This window comes from Actinomadura rupiterrae (assembly GCF_024172125.1).
GTDB lineage: Bacteria > Actinomycetota > Actinomycetes > Streptosporangiales > Streptosporangiaceae > Spirillospora > Spirillospora rupiterrae.
This window is the reverse complement of sequence record NZ_JAMZEA010000004.1, coordinates 315,202-340,588: the sequence shown is the minus strand read 5'-3', so window position 1 is coordinate 340,588 and position 25,387 is coordinate 315,202. Positions and strand designations below refer to the sequence as shown.

The following is a 25,387-nucleotide window of genomic DNA, read 5'->3' as shown; positions in this document are numbered from 1 at the left end:
TGATCGCGGTGGGACCGTCAGCAGGTGCCCTGGGACAGGTGCATCCAGCCCGTGTAGGCCGCGTTCTTGGCGCGGAACCGGATGCGCTGGAAGGACCTGGGGTTGATGTAGCCCGGCCCCTGCGCGAGGACGTTCTCGAAGACGTACTCCGACGCCACGAATCCGACGTCTGCGTCGGTGTCGGACATGCGGTGGCGGAGCTCGGGGGCGTCCAGCAGGCGCGCGGCCTGGATGATCGCGGCGCCGTTGACCCCTTCGCGGTCGGGCATGACCGGTCCGATGTGCAGGGACATCCGGATGCGCAGCCGCATCGCCTCGCTGGCGGCGTGGTTGTGGCGGCGCAGGCGGGCGGTGAGCAGCGACAGCATCGGGTCGACGACGCGCGCGGGCGGGGCCTGCGGCGGGACGACGATCAGCATGCCGTCCCCGCGGTCCTCGTGGTAGCAGGCGGCCCAGGGGACGTCCGAGCCCTCCAGCGCGGCGGGTACCGCCTCGTAGAGGACGCGGCGCAGCTCCAGCCGGTCGGTGTCGTTGCGGTGCGGCGCGGAGAAGCCGACCACGTCCACGAACATGATCGAGCAGACCTGCCCGGCCCAGTCGTGCGCCGGCGCGGGCGGACGGCCTGAGAACGGCGCGGGCGACACCGCGACCGGCTCGCCGGGCACGGCCGGACGGAGATCGTCCGGGACGGTCGAGCCGAAGTCACCCGGGATGGCCGGACGGAGATCGCCGGGGACCGCGGGGTGGAGATCGCCGGGGACCGCGGGGTGGAGATCGCCGGGGACCGCGGGGTGGAGATCGCCTCGGACGGCCGGGTGCGGATCGCCGGGGGACGCCGGTCGGGCGTCGCCCGGGACGGCCGAGCGGCCGTCGTCCGGGACCTGGGTGAGGCGCGCGTACATCTGCTGGTCCAGGACGGCCAGGACGCGCGGGTAGGCGGCCAGGAACGCGCCGAAGTCGCCGACCGGCATCCGCAGCACGGTGAGCCGGTCGAGCGCCACGACCGTCGCCGACCGGGTCTTGACCAGCAGCGCGGCGCGCTCGCCGATCAGGTCGCCGGGGCCGCGCACCGCGACGATCCGCTCGACGCCGTTCTGCGCCACCCGGATCGTCACCTTCCCCGACCAGATGACCGCGACGTCCTCGGCCAGGTCGTTCTCGCGCCACAGCACGTGCCCGGCGGGCAGCACCTTCTGCTCGGCCGTGCGCAGGAAGTGGAGCCGCTCGACGGAGGTCAGCGCGGACCAGAAGTCCGCCGAGCCCGTCTGGGCCCAGCCGACCGGCTCCGGCAGCTCGGGCATCTCGAACGGGTTCTGACGGGCCGGAACACCGCCGCCGGATCGTCCCGAAAGCGTGGAGCCGGCCTGGCCCACCGGAATTCCGGGTTCGGCGGGGACGCCGGGCCGGGCCGCCCCCTCGACGGCTCGGCCCGGCGCGCGACCGAATCCCGCCGCCGTGACCGGGGGGCGGTCACGGCGGCCGGGGCCGCCCGGTTCCGGACGGCGGCCGGCCCCGGTGGGCAGCGGCCGGGTCGGCGCGCCCGCCTCGTCGTCCTCGCGGGGCGGCCAGGGCATCGGCTGGGTCGGGGCGAGCAGCTCGTCCTCGGAGCGGTCGCGGCGCCGGTCCGCTTCCCCGCCGCGCCGCCGGTCCGCCTCGCCCTGCCGCCGGTCTGCCTCCCCGCTGCGCCGCCGGTCCGCCTCGCCGTCGTGTCGGTGGGACGCCTCCGAGCTGCGCGGACGAGCGGACTCCGTGCCGTGCGGACGGGCGGACTCCGTGCCATGCGGTCGGGCCCGGTCCGTGCCGTTCGACCGAGCCTGGTCCGTTCCGTTCGGCCGGGTCTGGTCCGTGCCGTGCGGTCGGGCTTGGCCCGTTCCGTTGGGGCGGGGCGGCTCGGGGTTGCGGGGGCGCGGTGGCTGGGGGCCGCGGGAGTTCTGGGCCGGGCGGTCCCGGCGGGTGACCCCGCTCGGAGGGCGGTCGGCCTCGTCGGCGGGCTCGGGTGTGGCGTCGGGGTCGTAGGGGTTGTGCCGTTCGGGGTATTTGGTCATCGGACCCTCGTCCAGGGGAGGGGGCGGGCGAGCCGCCGGGAATCGAAGCTGCTGGAGCGAAGTCCCGGCCCTGTACCGGGGCCTGTGCGGGACCGGTACGGCGTGCCGGGTTCGCGGTGTCGGCCTCCGCGACCTCTCCCGCACCACGGGGGCGGTGCGGGAACGGAAGCCGATCCGGCTCTGGTGGGAACCGGACGAGCGTGCTTTGATTGACAGAGACCGTCATCGTTTCCGCTGGTCAGCGACCTCGCGCCGAGAACGTGCCGGTGCGGGCGGCGATCCCGGCGGGCGACCTGGCGGTCCCCTGCGGAGCCGCCCCCTTCCCGTGCCGACCCGCCTGGCTGGCTACCGGTGGTCGGAACGGATCCGGGGCGGCTCTGTCCGCGTCTGGATAGGCGGTTGGCATCCGTCGTCAGTGCCTCCCGGTCGTCGGCGCGGCGTCCCTCGGTGCGTTCCGGACCCTCCCGGCCGTCCGCAACCCCTCACGCAGGGTGGAGGACGGTCCGGAGCAGGTACTCTCACTGTGATGCAGAGCACTCCGGCGTCTACCGATTTGCTACATTGCATCCTAACATCTGCCTTACCGCAAGGAGGAGGAATGAAACCATGACAGAGCCGGACATGGGGTCGCTTCTCCGGCGGGCCGCCCGGTCGGCCGGGGGTCGAACGCCGCTCGGTGGCGCTCTGCCTCCCGCCGGGTGGACGGGTGGCGTGTCGCTTGACACCGCCCTGGAGCACGGCAAGGTGAATTGTTGCCGGATGCCATGTGGCAGGACGCCATGTGGATCTAACTACACACTGTGAGAACGAGCCGGATAGCGGGTGAAGGCGCCGTTCGTTCGGGGCTCGGTCGCCGGACGCTCCGCCTGCGCCGGTCCGGCCTACCGACGACGAGGATGAGGCTGAGATGGCCACGGACCAGGGTCCTGTAGTCGACAGCGCGTTGCTGCGCAGCGAACTAGTCAGGCTCCGGAAAGAGAAAGGCCTGACCCAGGAGCAGGTGGCGCGCACCTTGGAGTGGTCGCCGTCCAAGCTGATCCGGGTCGAGGGCGGCAAGAGCTCGATCACCCGCACCGATCTGCAGGCGCTGCTGATGACCTACGACGTGACGTCCGAGGGCAGGCAGGAGCGGTTGCAGTCGCTCGCGCGAGGGGCGCGCGAGACGCCGTGGTGGAGCAGGTACCGCGGGCTGGTGAGCGACGAGCTGCTGAGCCTGACGGGCTACACGGCGGGCGCGTCCTTCATCAGGCAGTTCCACAACGCGCTGGTGCCCGGGCTGCTGCAGACCCGCGAGTACGCCGAGGTGATCACCTCGGACCTGACCAGCCAGACGTCCCAGCAGATGGCGATCGAGCTGCGGCTGGAACGGCAGCGCCGACTGGCGGAGCGGCAGGAGCCGCCGCGCCAGTACTACATCCTCGACGAGGCGGTGATCCGGCGGCACGTCGGCGTCACGGTGAACCCCGGCCTGATGCCGGCGCAGCTGCGGGAGATCGCCGACCGGGCCGAGCGCGAGGACCTGCTGACCATCCGGGTCGTCCCGTTCAGCGCCGGTTACCACCAGGGCGTTTACGGCCCGTTCGTGCTGCTGGAGTTCGACGGCGGGCTGTCGGACGTCCTGCAGCTGGAAGGACGTCCCGGAACCGCGGTGACGGTGAGCGGGGGCGATGCGCAGGTCGCCGAGTACCGGGACATATTCGAAAATATGCTCGAAGAAGCCCTGTCCGCGGACGCGTCCATCGAACTCATCCGCCAGGTGGCGGCGGGGATGGACTAGCGAGCCGGCGGGTGGCGCGAGTGAGGGAGGGATAGCCCAAGGCGCATATCTATCGGGCCATTAGGTCATATAGCGCGTCCCGTGATCTTGTGGCGGAGTGTAGGCGGGAATAGGACAAACGTTTACACTCTGGGGTGGAGAGGCCACAAGGTTGTGGTGCATTGTGCCCTACTCGACCCTGGCTCGGTGGGTGTGCCGGTCCGGAAACACGGGCGAGGCGACCCCCGCCAGCAATGTATGGAGGGTTGCTGGATGGTCGTTCGGTCGGACCGGGGGAACGTCCTTGACTGGCGTAAGAGCAGTATCAGCGGTGCCAGCGGCGAGTGCGTCGAGGTGGCGCCCTGGCGTGCGCTGGTGCTCGTGCGTGACTCGCGCGCGCCCGAGCGTGGCGAGATGGAGTTGAGCCGCGAGCGGTGGCACGGACTTCTGACATGTATTCGTGCCGGTCGTTGTGATGTGTTGCCAAGGCTCCGCTGAGTTTCGCTGCGCGGAATTCCGTGTGTGCGAGTGTGGTTTGGGGGCCGCACTCGGACGGAGAGGTGGTCGCCTCATTCCGGCGCGACGTCGCTGGTTACCGTGAGGGGGTGCCCGACACTCCCGCCGAATCCCGCGCGGCGGCCCTTGCGGCTGGTCGCGCTAAGGGCCTCGCGGCCGGTCGCGCGAAGGCTCTTGCCGCCGGTCGCGCCGAGGCCCTCGCCGCCGCGCTGCCGGGGATCGTCCGCGCCGACCTGACGGCGCGGACGGCCTACTCCTCGGACGCGTCGCTCTTCCGGCGCGTCCCGGTGGCGGTGGCCGAGCCGCGCACGGTCGGCGACCTGGACCGGATCCGGCGCGCCGCGGCCGAGGTGGGCGTGCCGGTCACGGTGCGCGGAGGCGGGACGTCCGTCGCGGGCAACGCGATCGGGGACGGCCTCGTCGTGGACGTGTCGCGCCACCTGACCGCGATCAAGGCCGTCGATCCGGACGCGCGGACGGCGGTGGTCGAGCCGGGCGTCGTCCTGGACGAGCTGCGCGCGGCCGCGGCGCCGCACGGGCTCACGTTCGGGCCCGACCCGTCCACGCACTCGCGCTGCACGCTCGGCGGGATGATCGGCAACAACGCCTGCGGCGCACACAGCGTCGTGTACGGGACGACCGCCGCGAACGTCCGCGAACTGCACCTGCTGCTCCCCGACGGGCGCCACGTCACGGCGCGCCGCGGCGGGATCGACGCGCCGGACCTCGACCGCGCGCTCCGGGCGCTCCGCGACGCGCATCTCGCGCCACTGCGCACCGAACTAGGACGCTTCGGACGGCAGGGGTCCGGCTACGGCCTGCATCACCTGCTGCCCGAAAACGGCTTCGACGTGGCGAAGGCACTGGTCGGATCCGAAGGGACGTGCGGGATCGTCACCGAGGCGACCGTCCGGCTCGTGGAGACGCCGAAGGCCCGCGCGCTCGCCGTGCTCGGCTTCCCGGACGTGTTCGAGGCCGCGGCGGCGGCGCCGGCCATCGCCGCGTCCGGGACGGCGCTGACCGTCGAGGGCATGGCGTCCGACCTGCTCGCCGCGCTCCGCACCCGGCCCGGACGGCACGACGCCGGATCCGATCTGCCGCTGGGCGGCGGCTGGCTGTACTGCGAGGTCGGCGGCCCGACCGCCGAGGCGGCCCGCTCGCAAGCGCGGACGCTGGCCGCGGCCGCTCCGCACGCCGTCGTCGTGGACGACCCGGACCGCATGCGCGCCTTGTGGTGGATCCGGGAGGCGGGCGCGGGACTGGTGACGCGCCTGCCGGACGGCGGCGAGGCCTGGCCCGGCTGGGAGGACTCCGCCGTCCCGCCCGACCGGCTCGCCGCCTACCTGCGCGACCTCTACGCCCTGATGAGGGAGCACGGGCTGCGCGGCGTCCCCTTCGGGCACTTCGGCGAAGGGTGCCTGCACGTCCGGCTCGACTTCCCGCTGGCGACGCGTCCGGGGGCCTACCGCGCGTTCCTCACGGACGCGACCGACCTCGTCGTCTCCCACGGCGGCTCGGTGTCGGGCGAGCACGGCGACGGCCGCGCCCGCTCCGAGCTGCTCGAACGCATGTACTCGCCCGAGCTGCGCGCGGCCTTCGCCGCCTTCAAGCACCTCTTCGACCCCACCGACACCTTCAACCCCGGCGTCATCACCAACCCCGACCCCCTCGACCTGGGCCTCCGGCCCGGTCCCGGCTTCAACCACCTCACCCGCCCCCCAAAGCCCACCCCGCAACTCAAATCCACTCCGCAACCCGCGCTCACGTCGGGGCACGCGCCCACAGCGGAGCACGGTTCCGTGCCGGAGCGTGCGCCCTGGCTGGGGCGTTTGCTTGGGGTGGGGCGGGGGCTGCGGGAGCAGGGGGGTGCGGCGGGGGGCGGGTTTGTGCCAGCGCAGGCGCTTTCGCGGGATGAGGGGTCGTTCGCGAAGGCTGTGCAGCGGTGCGTGGGGGTGGGGGCCTGCCGGACGCTGGGGGACGGGACGTCGATGTGTCCGTCGTTCAAGGTCACGCGGGACGAGGTGCATTCGACGCGGGGACGGGCCCGGGTGCTGTCCGAGATGCTGCGCGGGGAGTCGCTGCGGGACGGGTGGCGCTCGTCCGAGGTGCTGGAGGCGCTCGATCTGTGCCTTTCGTGCAAGGCGTGCGCGAGTGACTGCCCGGTCAACGTCGATATGGCCACGTACAAGGCGGAGTTCCTGCACCGCCATTACGCGGGACGCGTGCGTCCGATGGCGCACTACTCGATGGGGTGGCTGCCGGTCTGGTCACGCATTGCGACGGCCGTCCCGGGCGTGGCCGCTGTTGCGAACGCCGCGCTGCGGCGTCCGGTGGTCGCGTCGGTGGTGAAGCGTGCGGCGGGGATCGAACCGCGCCGTGACCTGCCGCCTTTCGCCGTCCGGCCATTGCGGCGCGAGCTGGCCGCGCGAACCGGGCGCCTGGGCGTGCGGCCTGTCGTGTTGTGGCCGGACACCTTTACCGCGTTCCATACGCCCGAAGTCGGGCGCGCCGCTGTTTCGGTCCTGTCGGCGACCGGGTATCGGGCCGTGCTTCCGCCGCGCGCCGTCTGCTGCGGGCTGACCTGGCACTCCACGGGGCAGCTCGGCGTCGCGAAGGCCGTGCTGCGGCGGACCCTGGACGTGCTCGAACCCGCGCTCGACGCGGGCCTGCCGATCGTCGGGCTCGAACCGTCCTGCACGGTCATGCTGCGCACCGAGGCGCCCGAGCTGCTGCCGGACGGCCCGCGCGCGCACCGGCTCGCCGCATCCGTGACCACGCTGGCCGAACTCGTCGCGGACGCCGATCCGTGGCCGTTCCGGACGATCGACCAGGAGGCCGTCGCGCAGGTGCACTGCCATCAGGAAGCGCACGGCTCCTACACCTCTGACCTGCGGATTCTTGAGCGGCTCGGGGTCCGGGCGGACGTCGTCGGGGCCGGGTGCTGCGGCCTCGCGGGCGACTTCGGGTTCGCGCGCGGGCACTGGGACGTGTCGCAGGGCTGCGCCGAACGCGAGCTGTACCCGAAGGCCCGCGACGCGCCGCTCGTGCTCGCCGACGGGTTCTCGTGCCGGGTCCAGATCGTCCAGGGGACGGGCCGCCGCGCCGTCCACCTGGCCGAACTCCTGGCGAGCGCGCTCCGACCGGACGCGGGCTAGCCGGGCGTGCCCTCGCCGGCGACGACCTTGAGCGTGTTCTCCAGGTCGTCGCGGGACGGGACGATGCCGAACTCGGCGAGGGTCTTGGCGAACTCGTCCGGTTCCAGGTCGCGGGTCTCGGACGTGCCGTCCGGCCAGGTGGTGGTCAGCGCGAGGTTGTCCAGCTGGCGGAGCAGGCCGGGGGCGAAGTGCTGCGCGAAGACCCGCCCGACGAACGGCGAGCGCGGATGCGTCGAGACGTAGTGGCTGCCCACGGTGTAGTCGATCGGGAACGCCGGGACCTGCGCGAACACGTGCCGCCGCGCCCAGCCGTCCGGGCCGTGCTGCTCCAGCGTCCAGTGCCGGACGCCGAACTCGTCGTCCGCCAGCCGGACGAGCCGGAACCGCCACCCGTCCTGCTCGGACTCGGTGCCGTCCGCGAACTCCAGCGGTTCGAGCGGGCCGCCGCCGAAGCCGACGTCGCACAGCCACTCGCGGTCGTCGTCCGCGGGCCGGACGATCAGCAGCGCGTGAGTCGCCGGACGGATCGCCCCCTCCGGCGCGCCGACCACGACGCGTCCGACGAGCGCGGTGAAGTCGTACCCGAGCCTCTCCAGCACGGCCGCGAAGAGCGTGACGTGCTCGAAGCAGTAACCGCCGCGGGCGGACCGCACCAGCTTGGCCTGCAAGGACGGCAGGTCCAGCAGGACGGGCCGGCCGAGCACCGGTTCTAGGTTCTCGAACGGGATCGACGTGGTGTGCCCCCGGTGCAGCGCGCGCAGCGTGGCCAGCGTCGGCGCGCGCTCCCCGTCGAACCCGGTCAGGGCGAGGTAGGCGTCGAGGTCCAGCTCGCTTCCGTGCCACAAGTCGTTCATGGACGAACGGTACGACCTCAACCGGACTTCAGGTCAATGTGCTCCATCGGGAGCGGCTCGCGCGGCTGCGCCAGGATCGCGCGCAGCGTCCGCTCCTCCTCGCCGCTCAGCGCCGCGACGAAGCGGGCGAGCACCGCGCGCGGGTCGCTCGCCACCCGCAGCCGGTCGTGCATCTGGTCCGCGACCAGCCGGGACTCGTCCACGGCCAGCTTGTAGAGGAAGTGCCGCCCCTCGCGCATCCGGCTGACCTGGCCCTTGCCCAGCAGCCGGAAGAGGATCGTGTTCACCGTGGTGTAGGCGGGGGCGCCGGGCAGCGCGTCGCGCAGCTCGGCGGTCGCCACCGGCCGTCGCGCCGCGCCCAGCGCCGCGAGCACCTCGGCCTCCAGCTGTCCCAGCCGTCTGCGCGTCACCGGATCCGTCCCCGCTCCGTCCGACGTTTGCATGATGGGGCAATCGTAGTCCGCGCCGTCCGTTCCGGGGCGCCTCGTCCCCGCGGGTTCTCCCGATCGTTCCACGGGATTTCCATCGCACGGTTAGCGATCATGCTCCAGGGTAATGAAGACGTTGCGGAGAGTAATCAATGCTCCGCAAGACGCCCATCGCGCCGGGCCAGACCGACCGGAGCCCGTCACCGACCCCCGGGCTCCGGGACCGACCCGGCGCGGTGGGCGACCCGCGTCCCGCGCCCACCGGCGCCGAGCCCGGGCCGACCCGTGGCCGTCCCACCGACCCGCGACTCCGCCCGCGCGCGCAGCCGGGCGAGCCCGGCTGCGCGCGCATGATTACGAGGCCCCGCCCGCGGGGCCCCGGCCGCGCGAGCCCGGCCGCACGCGCCTTATCGCGCGAGCCCGACCGCGCGAGGGCGGGCCGCCTCAGCGGACCCGGGGGTGGTTAGCGGACGTAGACGGCGGTGCCGACCGGGATCAGGCGGAACAGCAGGTCGGCCGTGTGGTACATCGGGATGCGGGCGCAGCCGTGCGACGCCGGGTAGAGCGGGACGCTCGGGTTGCCGTGCAGGGCGTAGCCGCCGTGGAAGTAGATCGGCTTGTAGAGCAGGCCGAGCGGCGCGTGCCGCCAGCCGTTGATCTTCCGCTGCACGCGGAAGTTCCCGGACGGCGTCCGCGCGTAGCCGCACGAACCGCCCGAGCAGTACCGCTTGCCGGACCCGGTGGACGTGATGGTGATCAGCTTGACCTGGTTGCGCTCGTAGACGACCACGAGCTGGTGCTTCCTGGACACCTCGACGCGGTTCGCGGCGCCGCCCTTGATGATGCGCGGCGGCGCGGCCGGGTGGGTGAGGGCGCGCCACGTCCGCGGGCCGACCGTGCTGGACGGGCTGATGTGGTTGACGCGCTGGAACGCGTACACCGCGAAGCGCAGGTCCTTGCCGTACTTGCCGTCGACCGTGCCGGGGTCGTAGTGCAGGGCGCGCAGCCGCTGCTGCAGGTACTTCACCGTGGCGCCCTTGTCGCCGTAGTGCAGCGTCTTGGCCGCGGCCGTGACGTCCTGCGGGGCGCGGGGCGCGGCGAGCTGCCGGGTCCGGTCCGGTGCGCGGGTCACGGCGGCTTCGGCCGTGCCGGGCAGGACGGTGGAGATCGTCCCGGCGATCGCCAGGGGGACGAGACCAAGCAGGATTCGGCGCATTCAGGTTCTCCTCGGACGCGGGGGGCGCGTACATGTGGGGTGATGGGAGTGGAAGGTGAGCTATGAGCGGATACGTTCAGGCGTACTCCCCTTGAGTAACCCGCTAAACATCGGGGGACAAGGGGGGAGGAGCTACGCAAGCGCATACAAGTTGACGCCCGCTTCCCGGCCCGGGTTCACGGGCAGCCGAGACGGATTCACGTTCGGCAAGGAGAAGGACGTGCGGGCGCGCGCTAGCGGGGTGGGACGAGGAGGTCGAGGTCGGCGCGGGTGACGCGGGCGCGGTCGGCCAGCGCGTCCCGGTCGAGGCCGCCGGCCGCGGCTAGCTCGATCGCGCGCGTCAGCAGCGTGGGACGCTCCAGCGGGCGCGTCCCGCCGGACGGGCCGGGCTCGGCGCGCCGCCAGCCCTGGCGGGACATCGTCGCCATCGCCTCGCGATAGACCTGCTCGGGCATGACACCAAGGGTGCGGGCGCGGTAGAGGAGGGCCGCGATGCTCACGCCCCACTCGGCCTTCAGCGCGGCGAGGCGGTCCCAGTCCGGGACGGCGGGCAGGACGTCCGCGATGGCGGGTCCGGGCATCAGGAACTCGGCGGCGAACCGGTGCGCCTGGTCCTCGACGATCTTGCTGCCGGGCTCGGCGTCCGCATGCATGACCAGGTGGCCCAGCTCGTGCGCCGCGTCGAAGCGGTTCCGCCAGTAGTCGCCCTTGGCGGGGTTGAACAGCACCATCGGATGCGGGTGCGCGCCGATCCCGAACGCGTCCACCCGCTCGGACGACGGCGGCATCACCAGCACCAGGACGCCGTGCCGCTCCAGCAGCCGGACGACGTGCGGCACCGCCCCGGCGGCGCCGGAGGCCATCGCGGCGCGCGCCTCGCGGGCGGCGGCCACCGGCCCGGGCCCGGCGATCTCGTCCGGGGACACGGGATGCTCGGGCAGCGCCGCCGCCGGAAACTCGACCACCTCGGCGAGGACGGCGACCAGGTCGGCGGCGATGCGCCCGTAGGCGAGCGCCTGGTCGCGCTCGACCTGCGTGGTGGAGCGCAGCGACCGGAAGTGCGCGGCGTCCGGCGACACCGGGCCGCGTCCGGGACGGAAGAAGTCGACCGGGACGCCGAGCGCGATCGCGAGCCGGGACAGCGACCGCCCGGACGGCCGGTGCACGCCCGCCTCGTACTGCCCGATCGTCGCCGGGGTCGTGCCGACCGCCTGCGCCAGCTGGTTCTTGCGCAGCCCGCGCAGCCGCCGGGCCAGGGTCAGCCGCTCACCGTCGAACACCACCCGGGGATGCCTGGTGGCGATGCGCTCCTCGTCGTTCACCGTGCCGTTTCATAGCTCGTCTCTTCCCGCGCGCGAAGCCGCATCGGCACATCGGCCTCGTCGTCGCTCCACAGCGGCAGGGTGGGCTCGACGAGCTTACGGCGTGGATCGGCGCCGAGCGACGCGTCGTCGAGCGCGCGCACCCAGTGCCAGGGGGTCCCGCCGTCCTCGTTCCACCGGGGACGGCCCAGGAAGAGCTCCATCTCCAGCGGATCCTCGGTGGCGCTGTGCGCGAGCACGAGCGTCACCATGCCGGGCGTGTCGCGGGGCAGGCCCGGGATCGGCAGGGCGAGCTGCGGGTCGTCCGCGAACTCCTGCCGCGCGACGGCCTGCTTGGTGGCGCTGTCGCGGTCCCAGCGGATCGTCCGGACGGCGCCGAACGGATGCCGCTTGAGCAGCACCCGGAACCGCCCGCAGCGCCAGCCGGGCGAGCCGTTCAGATCGTCCCGCGCGGCGATGCGGCCCGACCCGGCCCCGACCCGCAGCGTGCGGTCGAGCTGCGTCGCGAGCACGTCGAACGACGACACCCCGTACGACCGCTCGGTGAAGCCTCCGGCCCGGTTGAGCGCGCCGAACACCACGAGGGTCGCCTCGCGGTGCGCCTCCCGCGCCGCATGCAGGAACCCGGCCCCGAGCAGCCCGTCCCAAGCGTCCCGTTCCTCCATGGAACCGACGGTACGCCGCACCTCTGACAGTCGGGTCTTGAAAGATGAGAGAAGTTCATGATTGTCTCCGGGCGTACCGACCGGACGTCCCCCGCGGAGCCCCTCATGATCGCTCGTAGGCAGGTCCTCAAGTACGGCGCGGCGGCCGCGGCGGTGGCCGCCTCCGGCGCGGTCCTTCCCGGCCGCGCGCTGGCGGCGGCTCCGGCGGCTCCGGCGGGTGACGCGGTCACCGTCCTGCTCGGCAACGTCTGGCGGGACGGCTTCCAGGGCCTCGGCGTGCACTTCTCGCCCTTCGAGCTGGCGCTGACCGACGCGCAGTGGCGGCGCGTGGACGAGCGGCTCGCCTTCATGCGCCCCTCGCTGCTGCGCGTGATGATCACCCCGGCGTGGTACGTCACCGGCCTGGACGCGCCGTCCGGACGGCCCGTCTACGACTGGGACTCCGACCAGATGCGGCAGCTCTACGGCATGCTCGACCGCGCCGAGCGGCTCGGCGCGAGCGTGGTGATCGGCGACTGGGTCCCGGGCATCGGCAAGTTCGACGTTCCGGGCGACGATCCGAGGTACGCGACGGCGGTGGCCGATCTCGTCGAGCACCTTTTGGACGTCCGTAAGTACACCTGCCTCGCGCTCTACAACTTCCACAACGAGCCGAACCTGTGGTTCCCGGACTACGGCGACTTCGACCCCTGGAAGAGGACGCTGGAGAACGTGCAGGGCGAGCTGTCCCGGCGCGGCCTGCTCGACCGGATCTCCGTCGTCGGGCCCGACGCGACCGAGGCGGACGACTTCCTCTCCAAGACCGCCGACACCGCCACCGGCCACGACGAGAGCTGGGTGGTGAAGACGGTCGACACGTCCAGGGGCCGGGTCGGCGCCTACGACGTCCACAAGTACGAGTACGAGTACAACGTCGAGTACGGCGACCTGGAGAACCGGCTCTGGTGGCAGCGCCAGTACATCGACAACGGCGACACCGCTGCCAAGCCCTTCCTGGTCACCGAGGCGGGTATCGACAAGGGCCTGGTCTCGCCGGACACCCAGAAGTTGCGCTACGACTTCAAGTACGGCGTCCAGATGGCCGACTACGCCGTCCAGGTCATGCGGGCCGGCGCCCAGGGCGTCCTGGCCTGGGACCTGGACGACGCGCAGCACACCGGCGGCGAGTACGGCTCCAAGAACCTCAAGGGCTGGGGCTTCTGGAACTCGCTCGGCGGCCAGGACGGCTACCCGGCGAGCGACGCCGACCTGCGGCCCTGGTACTACACGTGGTCCCTGCTGAGCCGCTGCTTCCCGAAGGGATCGCGGATCCTCGCCGTCCCGGGCACGGGCATCACCGGGGTTCGCGCGACGGCCGCGCTGCTGCCCGGCGGGGACCTCTCGATCGCCGTCGTCAACGACACCGACCAGGCGCACACGGTCAGGCTGAACGTCCCTGGCGTCACGTCCTCGCTGCTGGAGTACCGCTACTTCGCCGACGACCGCCCGGCGGACGCGCAGGGCTTCCCCACGCCCAAGCGCCAGGCGTCCGGGCCGTCCTTCACGGCCGACCTGCCCGGCCGCGGCGTCGTCATCTGGACCACGCTCGGGCTCCGGCCGCTGCCGGACGTCCCGAAGACGACGACCTTTTCGGACGACCTGAATGACCTGTCGCACGTCCACGCGCACAGCTCCGGGCTGGCTCTGGACAAGGACAACTCCGCGATGTTCTCCGGCGACCCGTCCCGGCTCAAGCGCACGGGCTGGGCGCCCGGCTGGGTCGTCTACAAGCGCCCTGGCCTCACGTCGTTCGTGCTGACGTCCTACGCGTCCGGGCTCATGGGCAAGGTGACGGCGCAGGTCTCCCCGGACGGCACGACCTGGACGGACATCGCCCTGGCCTCGTCGCCGGAGTACAAGGTGGACGCGAAGCTCGGCTGGAAGTGCCACCTGCTGACCCCGGCCGCGCCGCTGCCCGCGAACGCCGCCTACCTGAAGATCCAGCTGGCAGACGACCCGCTCGTCTTCACCCCGCAACTGTCCCGCGTCCAGCTCACCAGCCGCGCCTGAAACGGAACCGCGGCGGCGTCCGGAGCGGGCTCACCGCGCGGTCCGGACGCCGCCTCATGTCGTCAGCTCAAGCCATACGCCTTCCTGTAGGCGAGCGCGTAAGCGAGCTTCCCCGGCTTGGACGCGCCGGGTCCGGCGGCCGGACGGGTCACTCGACGGTGCGCAAGATCTGCTCCATACGGGTGACGTGCTGGCGGAGCTCGCTCAGCTCGGCGTGGAGCTTGGTCTCCAGCTCCTGGGAGCGCTGGACCAGGTCCCTCAGATCCCGCTCGCGCGCCGCCGAGACGCGGGCGGCGACGATGCGGGCGCTGACGGCCAGGACGCCGATCACCAGGAAGGTCATCAGGGCCAGGAAGACGAGGACGAAGGTGATCTGGCCCCAGTCGCTCCAGTGGCCGCTCGCAGCCGTCATTTCTTCTCCTTGGTGTCGGTGCCGAGAGTGGGGACCGCGGCGGCGATCGACGCAGCCGACAGGACTATCTCGAACGAGGTGAGTTCGAGGTATTTCATGGCCTTGCCGTCCTTGGAGAGTTCCAGGGTCGCGCGAATGATGCCCGCCTCTTCGAGGCGCTGCGCGTGGATGTGCAGCAGCGGCCGGCTCATCTGGAGCTCGCGGGCGAGCTGGCTGACGTAGTTCCGCTTCCCGGCGAGTGCGGCGACGATCCGCAGCCGGTGCGGGTTGGCCAGGGCGGCGAGCGCGGCCAGCAGTTCGTCCCCCGTCGGCGGGGTGCTGCTCATGTGGCTTCCCTTGGGGCTGATGGGGTGAGGACGGCTCCGATGAGGGTAGTGGAGGTGCTCTTGTATCGCCGGAATGTCATGTGTTAGGAATAGTTTACATGTGTCGCTTCACCCTACGAGCACGGCGGTCCGGCGGTCCGGGAAAGGGTCGTGTCATGCAGCGATTAATGGGCGCCACCCGGCGCGCCCGGGTTCTCGGAATCGGTGCGCAGGCCGGTACGCACGCCGGTGCGCCTGCCGGGGCGGGACCCGGGGAGGACGACGGCACGGCCGTCGTGCTGACCGAGGTCTGGCGGCGGTACGGCGACGGCCCCGGGGCGGTGGCCGCCCTGCGCGGCATCACCGTCGGGCTGCCGCGCGGCCGGCTGACCTGCGTCATGGGTCCCTCCGGGTCCGGCAAGAGCACGCTGCTGCAGTGCGCGGCGGGGCTCGACCGGCCGACGTCCGGCAGCGTCCAGGTCGGCGGGGTCGAGCTGACCGCGCGGACCGAGGAGGAGCTGACGGTGCTGCGCCGCGAGCGGCTCGGCTTCGTGTTCCAGGCGTTCAACCTGGTGCCGTTCCTCACCGCCGAGCAGAACGTCGGGCTGCCGCTGCGGCTCGCCGGGACGCGCGTGGACCGGGCCCGGGTGCGCACCACCCTCGCCTCGGTCGGGCTCGCCGACCGGGCCGGGCACCGCCCCGCCGAGCTGTCCGGCGGCCAGCAGCAGCGGGTCGCGATCGCGCGGGCGCTGGTCACGGCCCCGGAGGTGGTGTTCGCGGACGAGCCGACCGGCGCGCTGGACACCGGCAGTGCCCGCGAGGTGCTGTCGCTGCTGCGCCGGTCGGTGGACGCGCTCGGCCAGACCGTGGTGATGGTGACGCACGACCCGGTCGCCGCGTCCTACGCCGACACGGTGCTGTTCCTCGCGGACGGCCTGATCGTGGACGCCCTGGACCGTCCCGACGCGGCGGCCGTCGCCGCCCGGATGACCCGCCTGGAGCGGTCATGATGCGGCTCGCGCTCAGCTCGCTGCGGCACCGCAAGGCCGCGTTCGCGGGCGCGTTCATCGCGCTGTGGGCGGCGGCCGCGCTGGTCACGGCGTGCGGCGTGCTGCTCCAGACGGGGGTGGCGAGCACGCCCCGTCCGCAGCGGTACGCGGGCGCGCCGATCGTCGTGACGGGGGACCAGAGCGTCCATGCCGTCCAGTACCACAAGGGGCACGCGCGGCACCGGTCGCGCGCGATCGACCAGCGGGCCTGGCTGCCGGAGAGCGCGGTCGCGAAGGCCGCCGCCGCGCCGGGCGTCAAGCAGGTCGCGCCCGAGGTGAGCTTCCCCGCCGATCTCGTGTCGGCGTCGGGACGCCCGCTCGCCTCGACCCCCTCGCTCGGGTACGGCTGGGACTCGGCCGCGCTCACCCCGATGCGGATCGCCTCCGGCCGCGCGCCCACCGCGCCGGACGAGATCGTCCTGGACGCGTCGACGGCCTCGCACGCCGGCGTCCGCCCGGATGACAAGGTCCTCGTCCAGTCGGTCGGGGCGCCGGCCCGGTACACCGTGAGCGGCGTGACCGACCGCGGCCTGCGCGGCCAGGCGCTGCTGTACTTCTCCGGTCCCGAGGCGCGGCGGCTCGCCGGGCATCCGGGCCAGGTCGCGGCGATCGGCGTCAGCCCCGTGTCGGCACTCCAGTCGGTGCGGGACGCGCTGCACGGCGTCCCCTACACGATCCGCACCGGGGACGCGCGCGGCGAGTCGGAGTTCCCGGCCGCGTCCGGCTACCGCGTGATGCTGATCAGCATGGGCGCGACGGTCGGCGGCGTCTCGCTCGGCATCGCCGTGCTGGTCGTCGCCGGGACGTTCACGCTGTCGATCCAGCAGCGGCTCCGCGAGTTCGCGCTGCTGCGCGCGGTCGCCGCGTCGCCGAAGCAGATCCGCCGGCTGCTGAGCCGCGAGGTGCTGCTGCTGTCCGCGGTCGCCGCCACGCTCGGCGCGCTCAGCGGGTTCGGGCTGGTCGCGCTGATGCGGCGGATCTTCGTCGCGGCCGGGGCGATGCCCGCGACGCTGCCGCTCTCGCTCGGCCCGTTCCCCGCCTTCGTCGCGGTGGCGGTCACGATGGGCGCGGCGTGGGCGGCGGCGCAAACGACCGCGTGGCACGTCAACCGCGTCCGTCCGGTGGAGGCGCTCGGCGAGGCGGTCCGCCCGTCCCGGGGGACGGCTTCGTGGGCCCGGGTCGTCGGCGCGGTCTGCCTGGTCGCGTTCGCGGGGGTGCTGGTCGTCCTCGGGCTGCTGCACAACCAGAAGGCCGACCTGCCGATCGCGTTCGGCGGCGTGGTCGTCGCGGCCGCCGCGGTCGCGGTGTTCGGCGCGCCGCTCGCCCGCGGGACGGTCGTCCTCACCCGGCTCACCGCCCGCTGGTCCGGCGTCGGCGGCTACCTCGCCGCCGAGAGCAACCGCGCTGACCACCGGCGGCTCGCCGCCGTGATCGCGCCGCTCAGCCTCGCCGTCGCGATCACCTGCACGGTCGTGTTCGTGTACTCCACGCTGTCCGGCGCCGCGCACGACCAGGCGCGCAGCGGGACGGTCGGCGACCACGTGGTCACCGGCCCGCTGGGCGTGCCCGCCGACGCGACCGCCGCGCTCCGCCGCACGCCCGGCGTGCGGGCGGCTACCGAGGTCGTCCACAGCACCGTCTACCTCGGCCGCGACCGCTACCGCGCCTCCGGCGTCACCCCCGAGCAGGTGACGCGCACGCTCGACCCGGACGTGCACGGCGGCTCCCTCTCCGCGCTCGCCCCGGGCACGGCCGGCGTGAGCCGCGACGCCGCAGGGCTCATGGACGCCAAGCTCGGCGGCACCCTCGACCTCCGCCTCGGGGACGGCACGGAGGCGAAGGTCCGCGTCGTCGCCCTCTACGACCGCGGGCTCGGCTTCGGCGACGTCCTGCTCCCGCACGACCAGGTCGCCGCGCATGTCGACGACCCGCGCGCGGCCGAGGTCGTGGTCAGCGGCGGCTCCCAGGCCGACGTGGACGCCGCGCTGCGCGCCTTCCCCGGCCTGACCGCCGGCTCCCCGGCATCTCCGCACTCGTCCGGCCCGGACGGCGGCGGCTCGATCGTCAACCTCGTCATCATGGCGCTCGTCGTCGCGTTCACCGCGATCGCCGTGGTGAACACCCTCGCCATGGCGACCAGCGGACGCCGCCGCGAGCTGGCGCTGCTCCGCCTCGTCGGCACCGAACGGCGGCAGGTCCGCGCGATGCTGCGCTGGGAGACGCTGGCGGTGACGGTGATCGCGGTCGCCCTCGGCTCGCTGATCGCACTGGTCACGCTGACCGCGTTCAGCGTCGGCGTCGCCGGGACGCCGCTCCCGCACATCCAGCCGGTCGGCTACGTCCTGATCGTCCTGGCCGCCGCGGGCCTGGCCTGGGCCGCCACCGCCCTCCCCGGCCGAGGCGCCCTGCGCACCCCGCCCATCGAAGGCATAGCCCTCCGCGAGTAACCCCAGGCCGCCCGCCCACTGCTCAGCGGGCGGGCGGCCCGCCGTTCAGTGGCGACCGGGCCGCCTGCCGTTCAGTGGCGACCGGGCGCCTCGGTGCCGCTACAGGGGGATCGGGTTAGTGGTGGCCGTGGTAGCGGTCCCAGAGGGCCTGCATGTGGCCGGTGTAGACGACGATGTTGCCGTCGTTCTGGACGGCGAGCCAGGTGTTCTTGTGCCACGTGTGGGTGGACCAGATCGCCTTGCCGCCCGCGCGGACGACCAGGTTCCCGTCCGTCTGCATCGTCGTCGCGGCGTTCTTGTGGCCGGCCGTGCCGGTGTGCCAGCGGAGCTTGCCGTTGTAGTACAGCGCCAGGTCGCCGCTCGGCTCCTGCCGCAGCTGCCACAGGCGGTTCTGCGAGACGACCTTCTGGTACGGGTACAGCGTCACGCCGTTGGACAGCGTGCTGATCCACTGGTAGCTCGACCACAGGGCCGTCCGCGACTTGTAGACCACGGCGTTGCCGTCGTTCTGCAGGTACAGGTACGCGCCCTTGTGCCCGGCGGTGTGGCTGCTGAAGTACCGGTGGCTCCCCTTGCCGACGACCAGGTCGCCGTCGGTGCGCATCGTCGCGGACGAGCCCTTGACCCAGGTGTGCGAGCTCCAGATCGAGCTGGACCCCCGGTAGACGACCAGGTTGCCGTCGGACTGCATGACCAGCTTGTAGCGGCCGTTGGCCGAACGCAGCGACTGGCCGGCCTTGAGGGTCTGGCCGGACTTCAGCACCGAGCGCGCGGCGGCGGCCTCGGTGCGCGGCTGCGCCGGGGCGGCGGCGAACGCCGGGACGGTGGCGGCGGTGGCGGCGGTGGCCGCCAGCGCGGCCGCGGCGAGCGCGGTCAGCTTGATCTTCATATGGTGAACCTCGGAACCCTTCTGCCTCTCACATCGCCGGTGGCGAGCTCATGTCGCCGCAGGCGAGACGGACGACGTAGGAGCCTAGAGAGGAGGGGCCGGGTGGGGTTTGCGCGGGATGCGGGTTTGCTGTGCATTGCGTGCGCCGACGTCCGGAGAACGCGCGTGGACGTTCGGAGGAAGGGTGTCGGCGCGGTCTTGTACCGTTCAGCACGTGCGCAACTCGGCAGATGAGGCGCCGAAGGGACGGCACGGCGGCCCCGCCGCGACCGACTCGGCGGCGGACAGGGTCGACTGGTTCACCGAAACCGTGTCCCGCGCGTTGATGCCGTCGGAGTTCCGTCCCCTGGACTCCGACCGGTTCCATGCCGAAGGCGCCCTGCTGGACCTCGGGTCCACGCAGGTGTCGAGGTTCACCTACTCGCCGCTGCGCTCGCGCCGGACGCCCCGCCTGATCCGCGCGGGAGACCCGGAGCAGTACCAGATGGGCCTGGTCCTCAAGGGAACCGCGTGGTTCGCCCAGGATGGCTCGGAGGCCGCCCTCCAGGCCCGGGACCTTGCGGTGTGGGATACGTCCCGTCCCTACGAATCCGGCTCGGGACTGGACGGACGCAACGTCGAGGTCGTCGTCCTGCAGATTCCCAAGGCCGTGATGCCGCTGCCGTCCCAGCAGCTCGACCGGCTTCTCGCCCGGCGCGTCCGCGCGGACCAGGGCTTGACGGCCGTCCTGTCGGACTTCCTGCTCTCGCTCGCCGCGCACGGCCCCGACACGCCCCCGTCCAGCCTGGCCGCGCTGGGGAACATGGCGGTGGAACTCGCCGCCGCGAGCCTCTCGCAGCAGCTCGGGAACGAGCGGGAAACCCCGGCCGAGGTCCGCGCCCACGCGCTCCTTCGCCGAATCAACACGTTCATCGACCAGAACCTCGGCGACCCCGAGCTGACGCCGCGGCTGATCGCCGAGCGGCACCACATCTCGCTGCGGACGCTCTACACCCTGTTCGAGGACGAGCCCGAAGGAGTCGCGGCGTCCATCCGGCGGCGCCGCCTCGAACGCTGCCGCGCCGACCTCGCCGCCCCGGAACTCCGGCACCGTCCCGTCCAGGCCATCGCCGCGCGCTGGGGCTTCACCAGCGCCGCGGCGTTCAGCCGGACGTTCCGCGCCGCCTACGGCCTCACCCCTGTCGAGTACCGCAGGGAACGCGGCTGACCACGCACTCCGCAGCCGCGGTGCGGGGGCTGCGGAGTGGCGTCAGAACCTGCTTGCCGGAGTCAGGACGTGCTCAGAAGTGCAGCATCCACTGGAACGAGTTCTGCGCGTTGCTCACGCGCAGGTGGTGACGCGTGCCGTAGTGGAGCGGGTAGTTCCAGTTGTACTCTTCGACGTCGAACGAGCCGTCCGCGTAGACCTTGTTGACGTACGCGACGTGCCCGACCTTGTGGACGTCGTTGACGGCGATCGCGCCGACCTTCGGCGTCCGGTCGACCCTGACGCCGACGCGGCGCGCGGCGTTGTCCCACATGCCGGCGTTGCCCCAGGTCGTCTTCCAGTGGTTGTTGAAGTTGCGGACGCCGAGGCGGCTCGCGATGCGCCAGGCCGCGAACGCCGTGCAGTTGTTCTGCGCGAAGCCGCGCGCGTTGTGGTCGTAGTCGTTGCGCGGCGTCTGCGCGCCGCCGCCACCGCCCGAGCCGAGGAACAGGTGCGAGGCGTTCTGGTTCTTCAGACCGGCGTTCAGGTTGCCCTTCGCGCCCGGCTTGAAGTCCTGGTAACGGCCGCCGTAGTTGCTGTTGAAGTAGATGCGGACCGTCTTCTTGCTGCGGTTCCACGCCGAGGCGGCGGAGTTCTTGACGCACTTGCCCTTGCCCGCGCCGGCGCTCTTGAAGTCGTAGCAGCCGGGCTGCTTGGCCCCGTAGTTGCTGACCGAACCGGTGAAGTCCGACAGCGAACCCTTCTCGCCGCTGTTGAAGTACAGGCAGAACTCGCCGTTGTCGCACTTCCCGTCGCGCGCGGCCGCGGACGCCGGGCCCGCCGTGGCGAGAATGCCCCCGCCGAGTGCCGCCACGGCCGTGGCGGCCGTCAGAGCCTTGCTGAGCACGTTCATGCTTTCCCCTTCATTTCCGTAGAGCCGGGATCGCCGGCTCGGGCACTCCTCCCCGGAGCGCCAGGGAACCTCGGACCGTCGCCGGTTCGGCGGGGCGCCGTTCATGCGCGAGCGAGCCGTCCTTCCGCTGCTCGCCGGTCCGCTCGGCGCACGGACGCCGGCAGCGCGGGACGGTGCTTTCGCAACCGTCCTGGCGGCCGGGGGCAGGCGATGGGCCAAGGCGGAGATCATGGTGGCGGGTGAGGCGGGCGTCCCACAAGAGTTCGGTGTTGTCAGCCTGTAAGCCGTCCTTGCCGGGCGCCGGAGCCGCCGGTCACCGGTGGTCCAGGACCTCGGAAAGGCTGCCGATCAGACGCGTCGCCCCGGCGTCGCGGAGCCGATCGGCGGGGGTCAGCGCGGTGAACCCGAGCACGTCCATCCCCGCCGCACAGGCCGCGCGCACCCCGTTAGGACTGTCCTCAACGACCAGGCACTCGCTGGGCTGCACGCCGAACGCCTTCGCGGCATGCAGGAACAAGTCAGGCGCTGGCTTGCCGACGCCGCCGACGTCCTGCGCACTGAACACCTGCTCCGGACGAAGATGGCCACGCAGCCCCGTCCGCTCAAGCGTCAGATCAATCCAGGACCGATCGGACGACGAGGCCAAGCAGTAGGGGATACCTCTGTCGTTCAGCTCGGCCAGCAGCTTGGCGGCTCCCTCGGTGGCTTCAAGTTCCCGCTGGAAAGCCTCAAAGACCCGCTCATGCCAGAGGGCTACGAACCCGTCGGGCAAAGTGCCACCGCCGTACTTGTCCGCGATCACCTCATGGACGTTGCGGGCGGCCGTCCCGAGGAAGTGATGGACGGACTCCTCGACCGTCATCGGATAGCCCAGCTCGGTCAGATACCCGGCCAGCACCCTGTGCGAAATCCGCTCGCTGTCAACGAGCACCCCGTCGTTATCGAAGATCACCAGCTTGCGCGACATGCGTTCTCCAGGCGTCGTTCAGACCAGCACGGACCGGTAGTGGGTGGTGATGCGTCCCGTGTCGTCCAGGACGTGAAAGGCGATCGCAGGCGGCTGGTCGAGATGCACGTAATCCTCGGGGTGTGCGCGCTGTTCCCAGGGCAGTCGGAGCGTGGAGACCACGCCAGGCGCGACCAGTAGGGGCCGTCCGGCGAACGTCGTAGCCGCGGCGGTGTGCGCATGTCCGCACAGGAAGCCGACCACGTTGTTATGGCTGTCGGCGATTTCGGCTAGCCGCTTGGTGCGGAACTGCCGGATGCCGTCGATGAACGGCTCGTGCAGCAACGTCGGCGGATGATGGAAACCGACCAGGACGGGCGCGGTTTCCGGGGTCTCCTTGAGCACTTGCGACAGCCAGTCGAGCGTCTCGTCCTCCAGCACCCCGTCGTCCGCGCCCGGTATCGAGGAGTCGCAGAGCGCGATCACCGCGCCGCCGACGTCCCGCACATGGTTGACCGGCTCCTTGGAGGACAGATCCTTGAGGGACGGCTCCTTCGAGGGCGGCTCCCTCAACAGGAACTCCCGGAACGCGGCGCGCTCGTCGTGGTTGCCGGGGCAGACCATGACGGGATGCCGCGAGGCGAACAGCAGTTCGCGGGCCAGTTCGTACTCCTCCGGGCGTCCGTGATCGGCGATGTCCCCGGTGACCAATACGGCGTCCAGATCGGCGTTCAGCCCGTCCAGGTACGCCATCACGGCCCGAGTGCGCTCGGCGCTGCGCTGCGTGCCATCGACATGGACGTCACTCACATGGGCGATCACGGTCAAAGTTCCGCTCCCTCCGGTGGCCGGTGATCGTGAGCCTAAAGTCCGACTGGTCCAGAAATAAGATCCAGTTCCATGACACGTTCTTGGTCCAGTTCGGGGCTCGACCTGCATCTCGACCTGGGCACCACCGGCAAGCGCCGCGCGGGCCTGGAAGCCGCCCTGCGCGCCGCGATCCAGGACGGACGCCTCCCCGCCGGAACCCTCCTGCCGTCCACCCGGGGCCTGGCACAGGACCTCGGCCTCTCCCGAGGCACCGTCACCGCCGCCTACGACCAGCTCACCGAGGAAGGCTTCCTCATCACCCGCCGAGGAGCAGGCACGACAGTCGCAGGGCATACTTCACCGGCGTCCGAGTCGGAACCGCCCTCGCCCGACGTTCCGCGTCCCCGCCACGACCTCCGCCCAGGACGCCCTGACCTCACCACTTTCCCCACGAGCGCCTGGCTCGCCGCAACGCGCCGCGTCCTGACCGGCGCCCGTCCCGAGGTCTTCGCCGCCGGTGACCCGCAAGGACGCCTCGAACTGCGCCAGGCCCTCGCCGACTACCTGGGCCGCACCCGCGGTGCAGTCGCCACCCCCGACCGCATCGTCATCACGTCCGGCTACTACCAGGGCGTCCGCCTGCTGAGCAGCGTCTTGGCCGCCGCCGGAACCACGACCGCCGCCGTTGAGGACCCAGGCCACAACATCTTCCGAGGAGCCGTCCAACGCGGCGGCATCACCACCACCCCACTCCCGGTGGACGAGCAAGGCGCCCGCGTAGACCTGATTCCATCGAACGCCGACGCGGTCTTCCTCACGCCGTCCCACCAGTACCCGACCGGCGTCCCACTCCACCCGGCCCGCCGTCAGGCGGTATGCGCATGGGCGCGAACCACCGGCGGCGTCATCGTCGAGGACGACTACGACGGCGAATTCCGTTACGAACGCCAACCGGTCGGAGCCCTCCAAGGCATGTCCCCCGACCACGTCGTCTACTGCGGCACAGCGTCCAAAACCCTAGGCCCAGCCCTACGCCTAGCCTGGATGGTCCTCCCACGCCACCTGGTCCCGGACGTCGTCCAAGCCAAACAAGACGCCGACCTGTACACCGAAACCCTGAGCCAACTGGTTTTGGCCGACCTCATAGCCCGCCATACCTACGATCGCCACATCCGCTCGGCCCGCCTCCGGTACCGCCGCCGCCGAGCCCTCCTCCTAGACCGAGCCGCCGCCGTCCCCGGCCTCACTACCCTTGGCGTCCCCGCCGGCCTGCACGCCCTCCTCCTTCTTCCGAGGAACGGCCCAACCGAACCCGAAGCCCTAGCCCGCTGCGCAGCAAACGGCGTAGCCCTCAGAGGCCTATCCGAACTCCACCACAATCCCCAGGACCAGCCCGGCGGCCTCCTAGTCGGCTTCGCCGCCCCCTCAGAACCCGACTACCTCCCAGCCCTAGAAGCCCTCCTCACCGCCCTCCACCCCTGACAGCGGCGCGCCGGCTTCCGCAGGGACTTCATCCGTTGGTGTACCAGCCGGTCCCTTCCTCGCTACGACGGAGCAGACCCTCGGATGCCAGGTCCTCCAACGCCGTCGCCAGCTGCGGCACTGTCAGCTCGTCATGCCCAACCGATTCGGCGAACATCCAGACTCGCCAGGCGTTGAAACGCAGCAGAGGGCCGTTCGCGTCGATATCCACGTCGACCTCCGCCCCGTCCGGAAGGGTGATCAGGCAGCCGATACCGTGCACCGAGTAGTGCGTGCCATCGGGAAGCCGGTGCTCGCGCGGCGCTTGCCGCCTGATGACGGCCGTGACGAGAGCAGCCACACCATCGATGGCGGGAGCCGTCTGCGGGACCACTGCCGCCTCCGCGACGCGCAAGCACCGGAGGTATTCCAGCACCACCCCCTTCGCGTCCCGCGAGGGCGGCGGGTCCAGCTCCGGCCCGTTCACGAGGCCTCTTGTTCGGCGAGGTACTCGTCGAGGAGGTCGAAGAGGACGGCGATGACGTGTTCCTCCTTGCCGGGAGGCAACTCCCAGTGATCCCAGCCGTCCGGGAGGGCGATGTGGTGCACTTGCCCTGACCAGCCGTGATTGCAGTCTCTCCCACGGCGGGCGACGAGCCATTCCCTCCAGCCCTGGAGACCAGGCCCACCATGCCGCAGTGCGTGCTGGTCGTAACCGTCCAAGAAAGCCTCCAGGCCCGCCAACCGGCCGCCTACCACGAACATTCCCAGCCGACTCCTGACGAGGGCGAAGTACTCGCGTTCGCTCATCTCCCTCAGTTCCTCGATCACCGGTCAATGCTCCCACCTGTACACCTGCCGAACGAGGTGCGCACCGGCACCCCCGCCGCCTGGCGGGCGGCTACGACGTCATTACCCCGGATGGGTGTAATCCCCAGTCCCAGAAGGGAACTGAGCAGGGAC

22 protein-coding genes are annotated in these 25,387 nt (G+C 71.9%); 8 read left to right on the top strand and 14 right to left on the bottom strand.

Annotated elements, in window-relative coordinates:
- Positions 1 to 17: 17 nt before the first annotated feature.
- A complete protein-coding gene (locus tag FHU30_RS14555) occupies positions 18 to 2,045 on the bottom strand; it encodes a cyclic nucleotide-binding domain-containing protein (RefSeq protein ID WP_253876032.1) in 2,028 nt (675 codons plus the stop codon).
- Positions 2,046 to 2,952: 907 nt separating this feature from the next.
- Between FHU30_RS14555 and FHU30_RS14550 the strand changes: the two genes are divergently transcribed.
- The 3 genes from FHU30_RS14550 (at position 2,953) to FHU30_RS14540 (ending at position 7,472) form a co-directional block, all read left to right on the top strand.
- On the top strand, positions 2,953 to 3,822 hold the full coding sequence (locus FHU30_RS14550) for a helix-turn-helix domain-containing protein (protein ID WP_253876029.1): 870 nt from the start codon (positions 2,953 to 2,955) through the stop codon (positions 3,820 to 3,822).
- A 237-nt stretch (positions 3,823 to 4,059) separates the two neighbouring features.
- Positions 4,060 to 4,299 carry a DUF397 domain-containing protein gene (locus FHU30_RS14545; RefSeq protein WP_308211316.1) on the top strand — a complete coding sequence of 80 codons (240 nt, stop codon included), beginning with the start codon at positions 4,060 to 4,062 and terminating at the stop codon, positions 4,297 to 4,299.
- A 107-nt stretch (positions 4,300 to 4,406) separates the two neighbouring features.
- Positions 4,407 to 7,472 carry an FAD-binding and (Fe-S)-binding domain-containing protein gene (locus FHU30_RS14540; RefSeq protein ID WP_253876024.1) on the top strand — a complete coding sequence of 1,022 codons (3,066 nt, stop codon included), beginning with the start codon at positions 4,407 to 4,409 and terminating at the stop codon, positions 7,470 to 7,472.
- Here the strand turns inward: FHU30_RS14540 and FHU30_RS14535 are convergent.
- The 5 genes from FHU30_RS14535 to FHU30_RS14515 all read right to left on the bottom strand — a co-directional run bounded on the left by FHU30_RS14535 (position 7,469) and on the right by FHU30_RS14515 (position 11,957).
- Positions 7,469 to 8,326 (bottom strand): arylamine N-acetyltransferase family protein, encoded by an 858-nt coding sequence (locus tag FHU30_RS14535; protein WP_253876022.1) that lies wholly within the window; start codon positions 8,324 to 8,326, stop codon positions 7,469 to 7,471. The two genes, FHU30_RS14540 and FHU30_RS14535, sit on opposite strands and share 4 nt — an antisense overlap.
- A 17-nt stretch (positions 8,327 to 8,343) precedes the next feature.
- Complete coding sequence (locus FHU30_RS14530) at positions 8,344 to 8,736, bottom strand: BlaI/MecI/CopY family transcriptional regulator (RefSeq protein ID WP_253876019.1); 393 nt, start codon at positions 8,734 to 8,736, stop codon at positions 8,344 to 8,346.
- A 481-nt stretch (positions 8,737 to 9,217) separates the two neighbouring features.
- Entirely contained in the window at positions 9,218 to 9,970 is a 753-nt protein-coding gene (locus FHU30_RS14525) for a L,D-transpeptidase family protein (protein ID WP_253876016.1), read from the bottom strand.
- Positions 9,971 to 10,203: 233 nt separating this feature from the next.
- A complete protein-coding gene (locus FHU30_RS14520; protein ID WP_253876014.1) occupies positions 10,204 to 11,292 on the bottom strand; it encodes an XRE family transcriptional regulator in 1,089 nt (362 codons plus the stop codon).
- Positions 11,289 to 11,957: a hypothetical protein gene (locus FHU30_RS14515; RefSeq protein ID WP_253876012.1), complete on the bottom strand. Its 669-nt coding sequence runs from the start codon at positions 11,955 to 11,957 to the stop codon at positions 11,289 to 11,291. Before FHU30_RS14515 ends, FHU30_RS14520 begins: the two co-directional genes overlap by 4 nt.
- A gap of 105 nt (positions 11,958 to 12,062) precedes the next feature.
- On the opposite strand from FHU30_RS14515, the gene FHU30_RS14510 reads away from it, so the two are divergent.
- Positions 12,063 to 14,006, top strand: coding sequence for a glycoside hydrolase (locus FHU30_RS14510; RefSeq protein WP_253876011.1), 1,944 nt, complete (start codon positions 12,063 to 12,065; stop codon positions 14,004 to 14,006).
- 148 nt (positions 14,007 to 14,154) lie between these two features.
- On the opposite strand, the gene FHU30_RS14505 is transcribed toward FHU30_RS14510, so the two are convergent.
- Entirely contained in the window at positions 14,155 to 14,418 is a 264-nt protein-coding gene (locus FHU30_RS14505) for a hypothetical protein (RefSeq protein ID WP_253876009.1), read from the bottom strand.
- Entirely contained in the window at positions 14,415 to 14,744 is a 330-nt protein-coding gene (locus tag FHU30_RS14500; protein ID WP_253876008.1) for an ArsR/SmtB family transcription factor, read from the bottom strand. Before FHU30_RS14500 ends, FHU30_RS14505 begins: the two co-directional genes overlap by 4 nt.
- 167 nt (positions 14,745 to 14,911) lie before the next feature.
- Between FHU30_RS14500 and FHU30_RS14495 the strand changes: the two genes are divergently transcribed.
- On the top strand, positions 14,912 to 15,733 hold the full coding sequence (locus FHU30_RS14495) for an ABC transporter ATP-binding protein (protein WP_253876006.1): 822 nt from the start codon (positions 14,912 to 14,914) through the stop codon (positions 15,731 to 15,733).
- Positions 15,730 to 18,219 (top strand): ABC transporter permease, encoded by a 2,490-nt coding sequence (locus FHU30_RS14490; RefSeq protein ID WP_253876003.1) that lies wholly within the window; start codon positions 15,730 to 15,732, stop codon positions 18,217 to 18,219. Before FHU30_RS14495 ends, FHU30_RS14490 begins: the two co-directional genes overlap by 4 nt.
- 115 nt (positions 18,220 to 18,334) lie before the next feature.
- Here the strand turns inward: FHU30_RS14490 and FHU30_RS14485 are convergent, their stop codons facing one another.
- Positions 18,335 to 19,108, bottom strand: coding sequence for a hypothetical protein (locus FHU30_RS14485; RefSeq protein WP_253876001.1), 774 nt, complete (start codon positions 19,106 to 19,108; stop codon positions 18,335 to 18,337).
- A 214-nt stretch (positions 19,109 to 19,322) separates the two neighbouring features.
- Between FHU30_RS14485 and FHU30_RS14480 the strand changes: the two genes are divergently transcribed.
- Positions 19,323 to 20,315, top strand: a complete 993-nt coding sequence (locus tag FHU30_RS14480) for an AraC-like ligand-binding domain-containing protein (RefSeq protein WP_253875999.1) — start codon at positions 19,323 to 19,325, stop codon at positions 20,313 to 20,315.
- Positions 20,316 to 20,388: 73 nt separating this feature from the next.
- On the opposite strand, the gene FHU30_RS14475 is transcribed toward FHU30_RS14480, so the two are convergent.
- The 3 genes from FHU30_RS14475 to FHU30_RS14465 form a co-directional block, all read right to left on the bottom strand.
- The gene (locus tag FHU30_RS14475) at positions 20,389 to 21,207 is read right to left on the bottom strand and encodes a CHAP domain-containing protein (RefSeq protein ID WP_253875996.1); all 819 of its coding nucleotides are present in this window, start codon (positions 21,205 to 21,207) and stop codon (positions 20,389 to 20,391) included.
- A gap of 313 nt (positions 21,208 to 21,520) precedes the next feature.
- Positions 21,521 to 22,174: an HAD family hydrolase gene (locus FHU30_RS14470; protein WP_253875993.1), complete on the bottom strand. Its 654-nt coding sequence runs from the start codon at positions 22,172 to 22,174 to the stop codon at positions 21,521 to 21,523.
- A gap of 18 nt (positions 22,175 to 22,192) precedes the next feature.
- Positions 22,193 to 22,975, bottom strand: a complete 783-nt coding sequence (locus FHU30_RS14465) for a metallophosphoesterase (protein WP_308211315.1) — start codon at positions 22,973 to 22,975, stop codon at positions 22,193 to 22,195.
- Between the two features lie 78 nt (positions 22,976 to 23,053).
- On the opposite strand from FHU30_RS14465, the gene pdxR reads away from it, so the two are divergent.
- Positions 23,054 to 24,445 (top strand): MocR-like pyridoxine biosynthesis transcription factor PdxR, encoded by a 1,392-nt coding sequence (gene pdxR, locus FHU30_RS14460; RefSeq protein ID WP_253875988.1) that lies wholly within the window; start codon positions 23,054 to 23,056, stop codon positions 24,443 to 24,445.
- A 28-nt stretch (positions 24,446 to 24,473) separates the two neighbouring features.
- On the opposite strand, the gene FHU30_RS14455 is transcribed toward pdxR, so the two are convergent.
- A complete protein-coding gene (locus tag FHU30_RS14455; protein WP_253875985.1) occupies positions 24,474 to 24,911 on the bottom strand; it encodes a DUF6896 domain-containing protein in 438 nt (145 codons plus the stop codon).
- On the bottom strand, positions 24,908 to 25,255 hold the full coding sequence (locus tag FHU30_RS14450; RefSeq protein ID WP_253875982.1) for a hypothetical protein: 348 nt from the start codon (positions 25,253 to 25,255) through the stop codon (positions 24,908 to 24,910). Before FHU30_RS14450 ends, FHU30_RS14455 begins: the two co-directional genes overlap by 4 nt.
- Between the last annotated feature and the right edge of the window lie 132 nt (positions 25,256 to 25,387).

Bases quoted from the DNA above. Each gene is read 5' to 3' on its own strand.
- FHU30_RS14525 (WP_253876016.1), bottom strand. From the start codon at position 9,970: ATGCGCCGAATCCTGCTTGGTCTCGTCCCCCTGGCGATCGCCGGGACG.
- FHU30_RS14510 (WP_253876011.1), top strand. From the start codon at position 12,063: ATGATCGCTCGTAGGCAGGTCCTCAAGTACGGCGCGGCGGCCGCGGCG.
- FHU30_RS14545 (WP_308211316.1), top strand. From the start codon at position 4,060: ATGGAGGGTTGCTGGATGGTCGTTCGGTCGGACCGGGGGAACGTCCTT.
- FHU30_RS14535 (WP_253876022.1), bottom strand. From the start codon at position 8,326: ATGAACGACTTGTGGCACGGAAGCGAGCTGGACCTCGACGCCTACCTC.
- FHU30_RS14550 (WP_253876029.1), top strand. From the start codon at position 2,953: ATGGCCACGGACCAGGGTCCTGTAGTCGACAGCGCGTTGCTGCGCAGC.
- FHU30_RS14500 (WP_253876008.1), bottom strand. From the start codon at position 14,744: ATGAGCAGCACCCCGCCGACGGGGGACGAACTGCTGGCCGCGCTCGCC.
- FHU30_RS14475 (WP_253875996.1), bottom strand. From the start codon at position 21,207: ATGAACGTGCTCAGCAAGGCTCTGACGGCCGCCACGGCCGTGGCGGCA.
- FHU30_RS14555 (WP_253876032.1), bottom strand. From the start codon at position 2,045: ATGACCAAATACCCCGAACGGCACAACCCCTACGACCCCGACGCCACA.
- FHU30_RS14470 (WP_253875993.1), bottom strand. From the start codon at position 22,174: ATGTCGCGCAAGCTGGTGATCTTCGATAACGACGGGGTGCTCGTTGAC.
- FHU30_RS14490 (WP_253876003.1), top strand. From the start codon at position 15,730: ATGATGCGGCTCGCGCTCAGCTCGCTGCGGCACCGCAAGGCCGCGTTC.
- FHU30_RS14495 (WP_253876006.1), top strand. From the start codon at position 14,912: ATGGGCGCCACCCGGCGCGCCCGGGTTCTCGGAATCGGTGCGCAGGCC.
- FHU30_RS14505 (WP_253876009.1), bottom strand. From the start codon at position 14,418: ATGACGGCTGCGAGCGGCCACTGGAGCGACTGGGGCCAGATCACCTTC.
- pdxR (WP_253875988.1), top strand. From the start codon at position 23,054: ATGACACGTTCTTGGTCCAGTTCGGGGCTCGACCTGCATCTCGACCTG.
- FHU30_RS14515 (WP_253876012.1), bottom strand. From the start codon at position 11,957: ATGGAGGAACGGGACGCTTGGGACGGGCTGCTCGGGGCCGGGTTCCTG.
- FHU30_RS14485 (WP_253876001.1), bottom strand. From the start codon at position 19,108: ATGAAGATCAAGCTGACCGCGCTCGCCGCGGCCGCGCTGGCGGCCACC.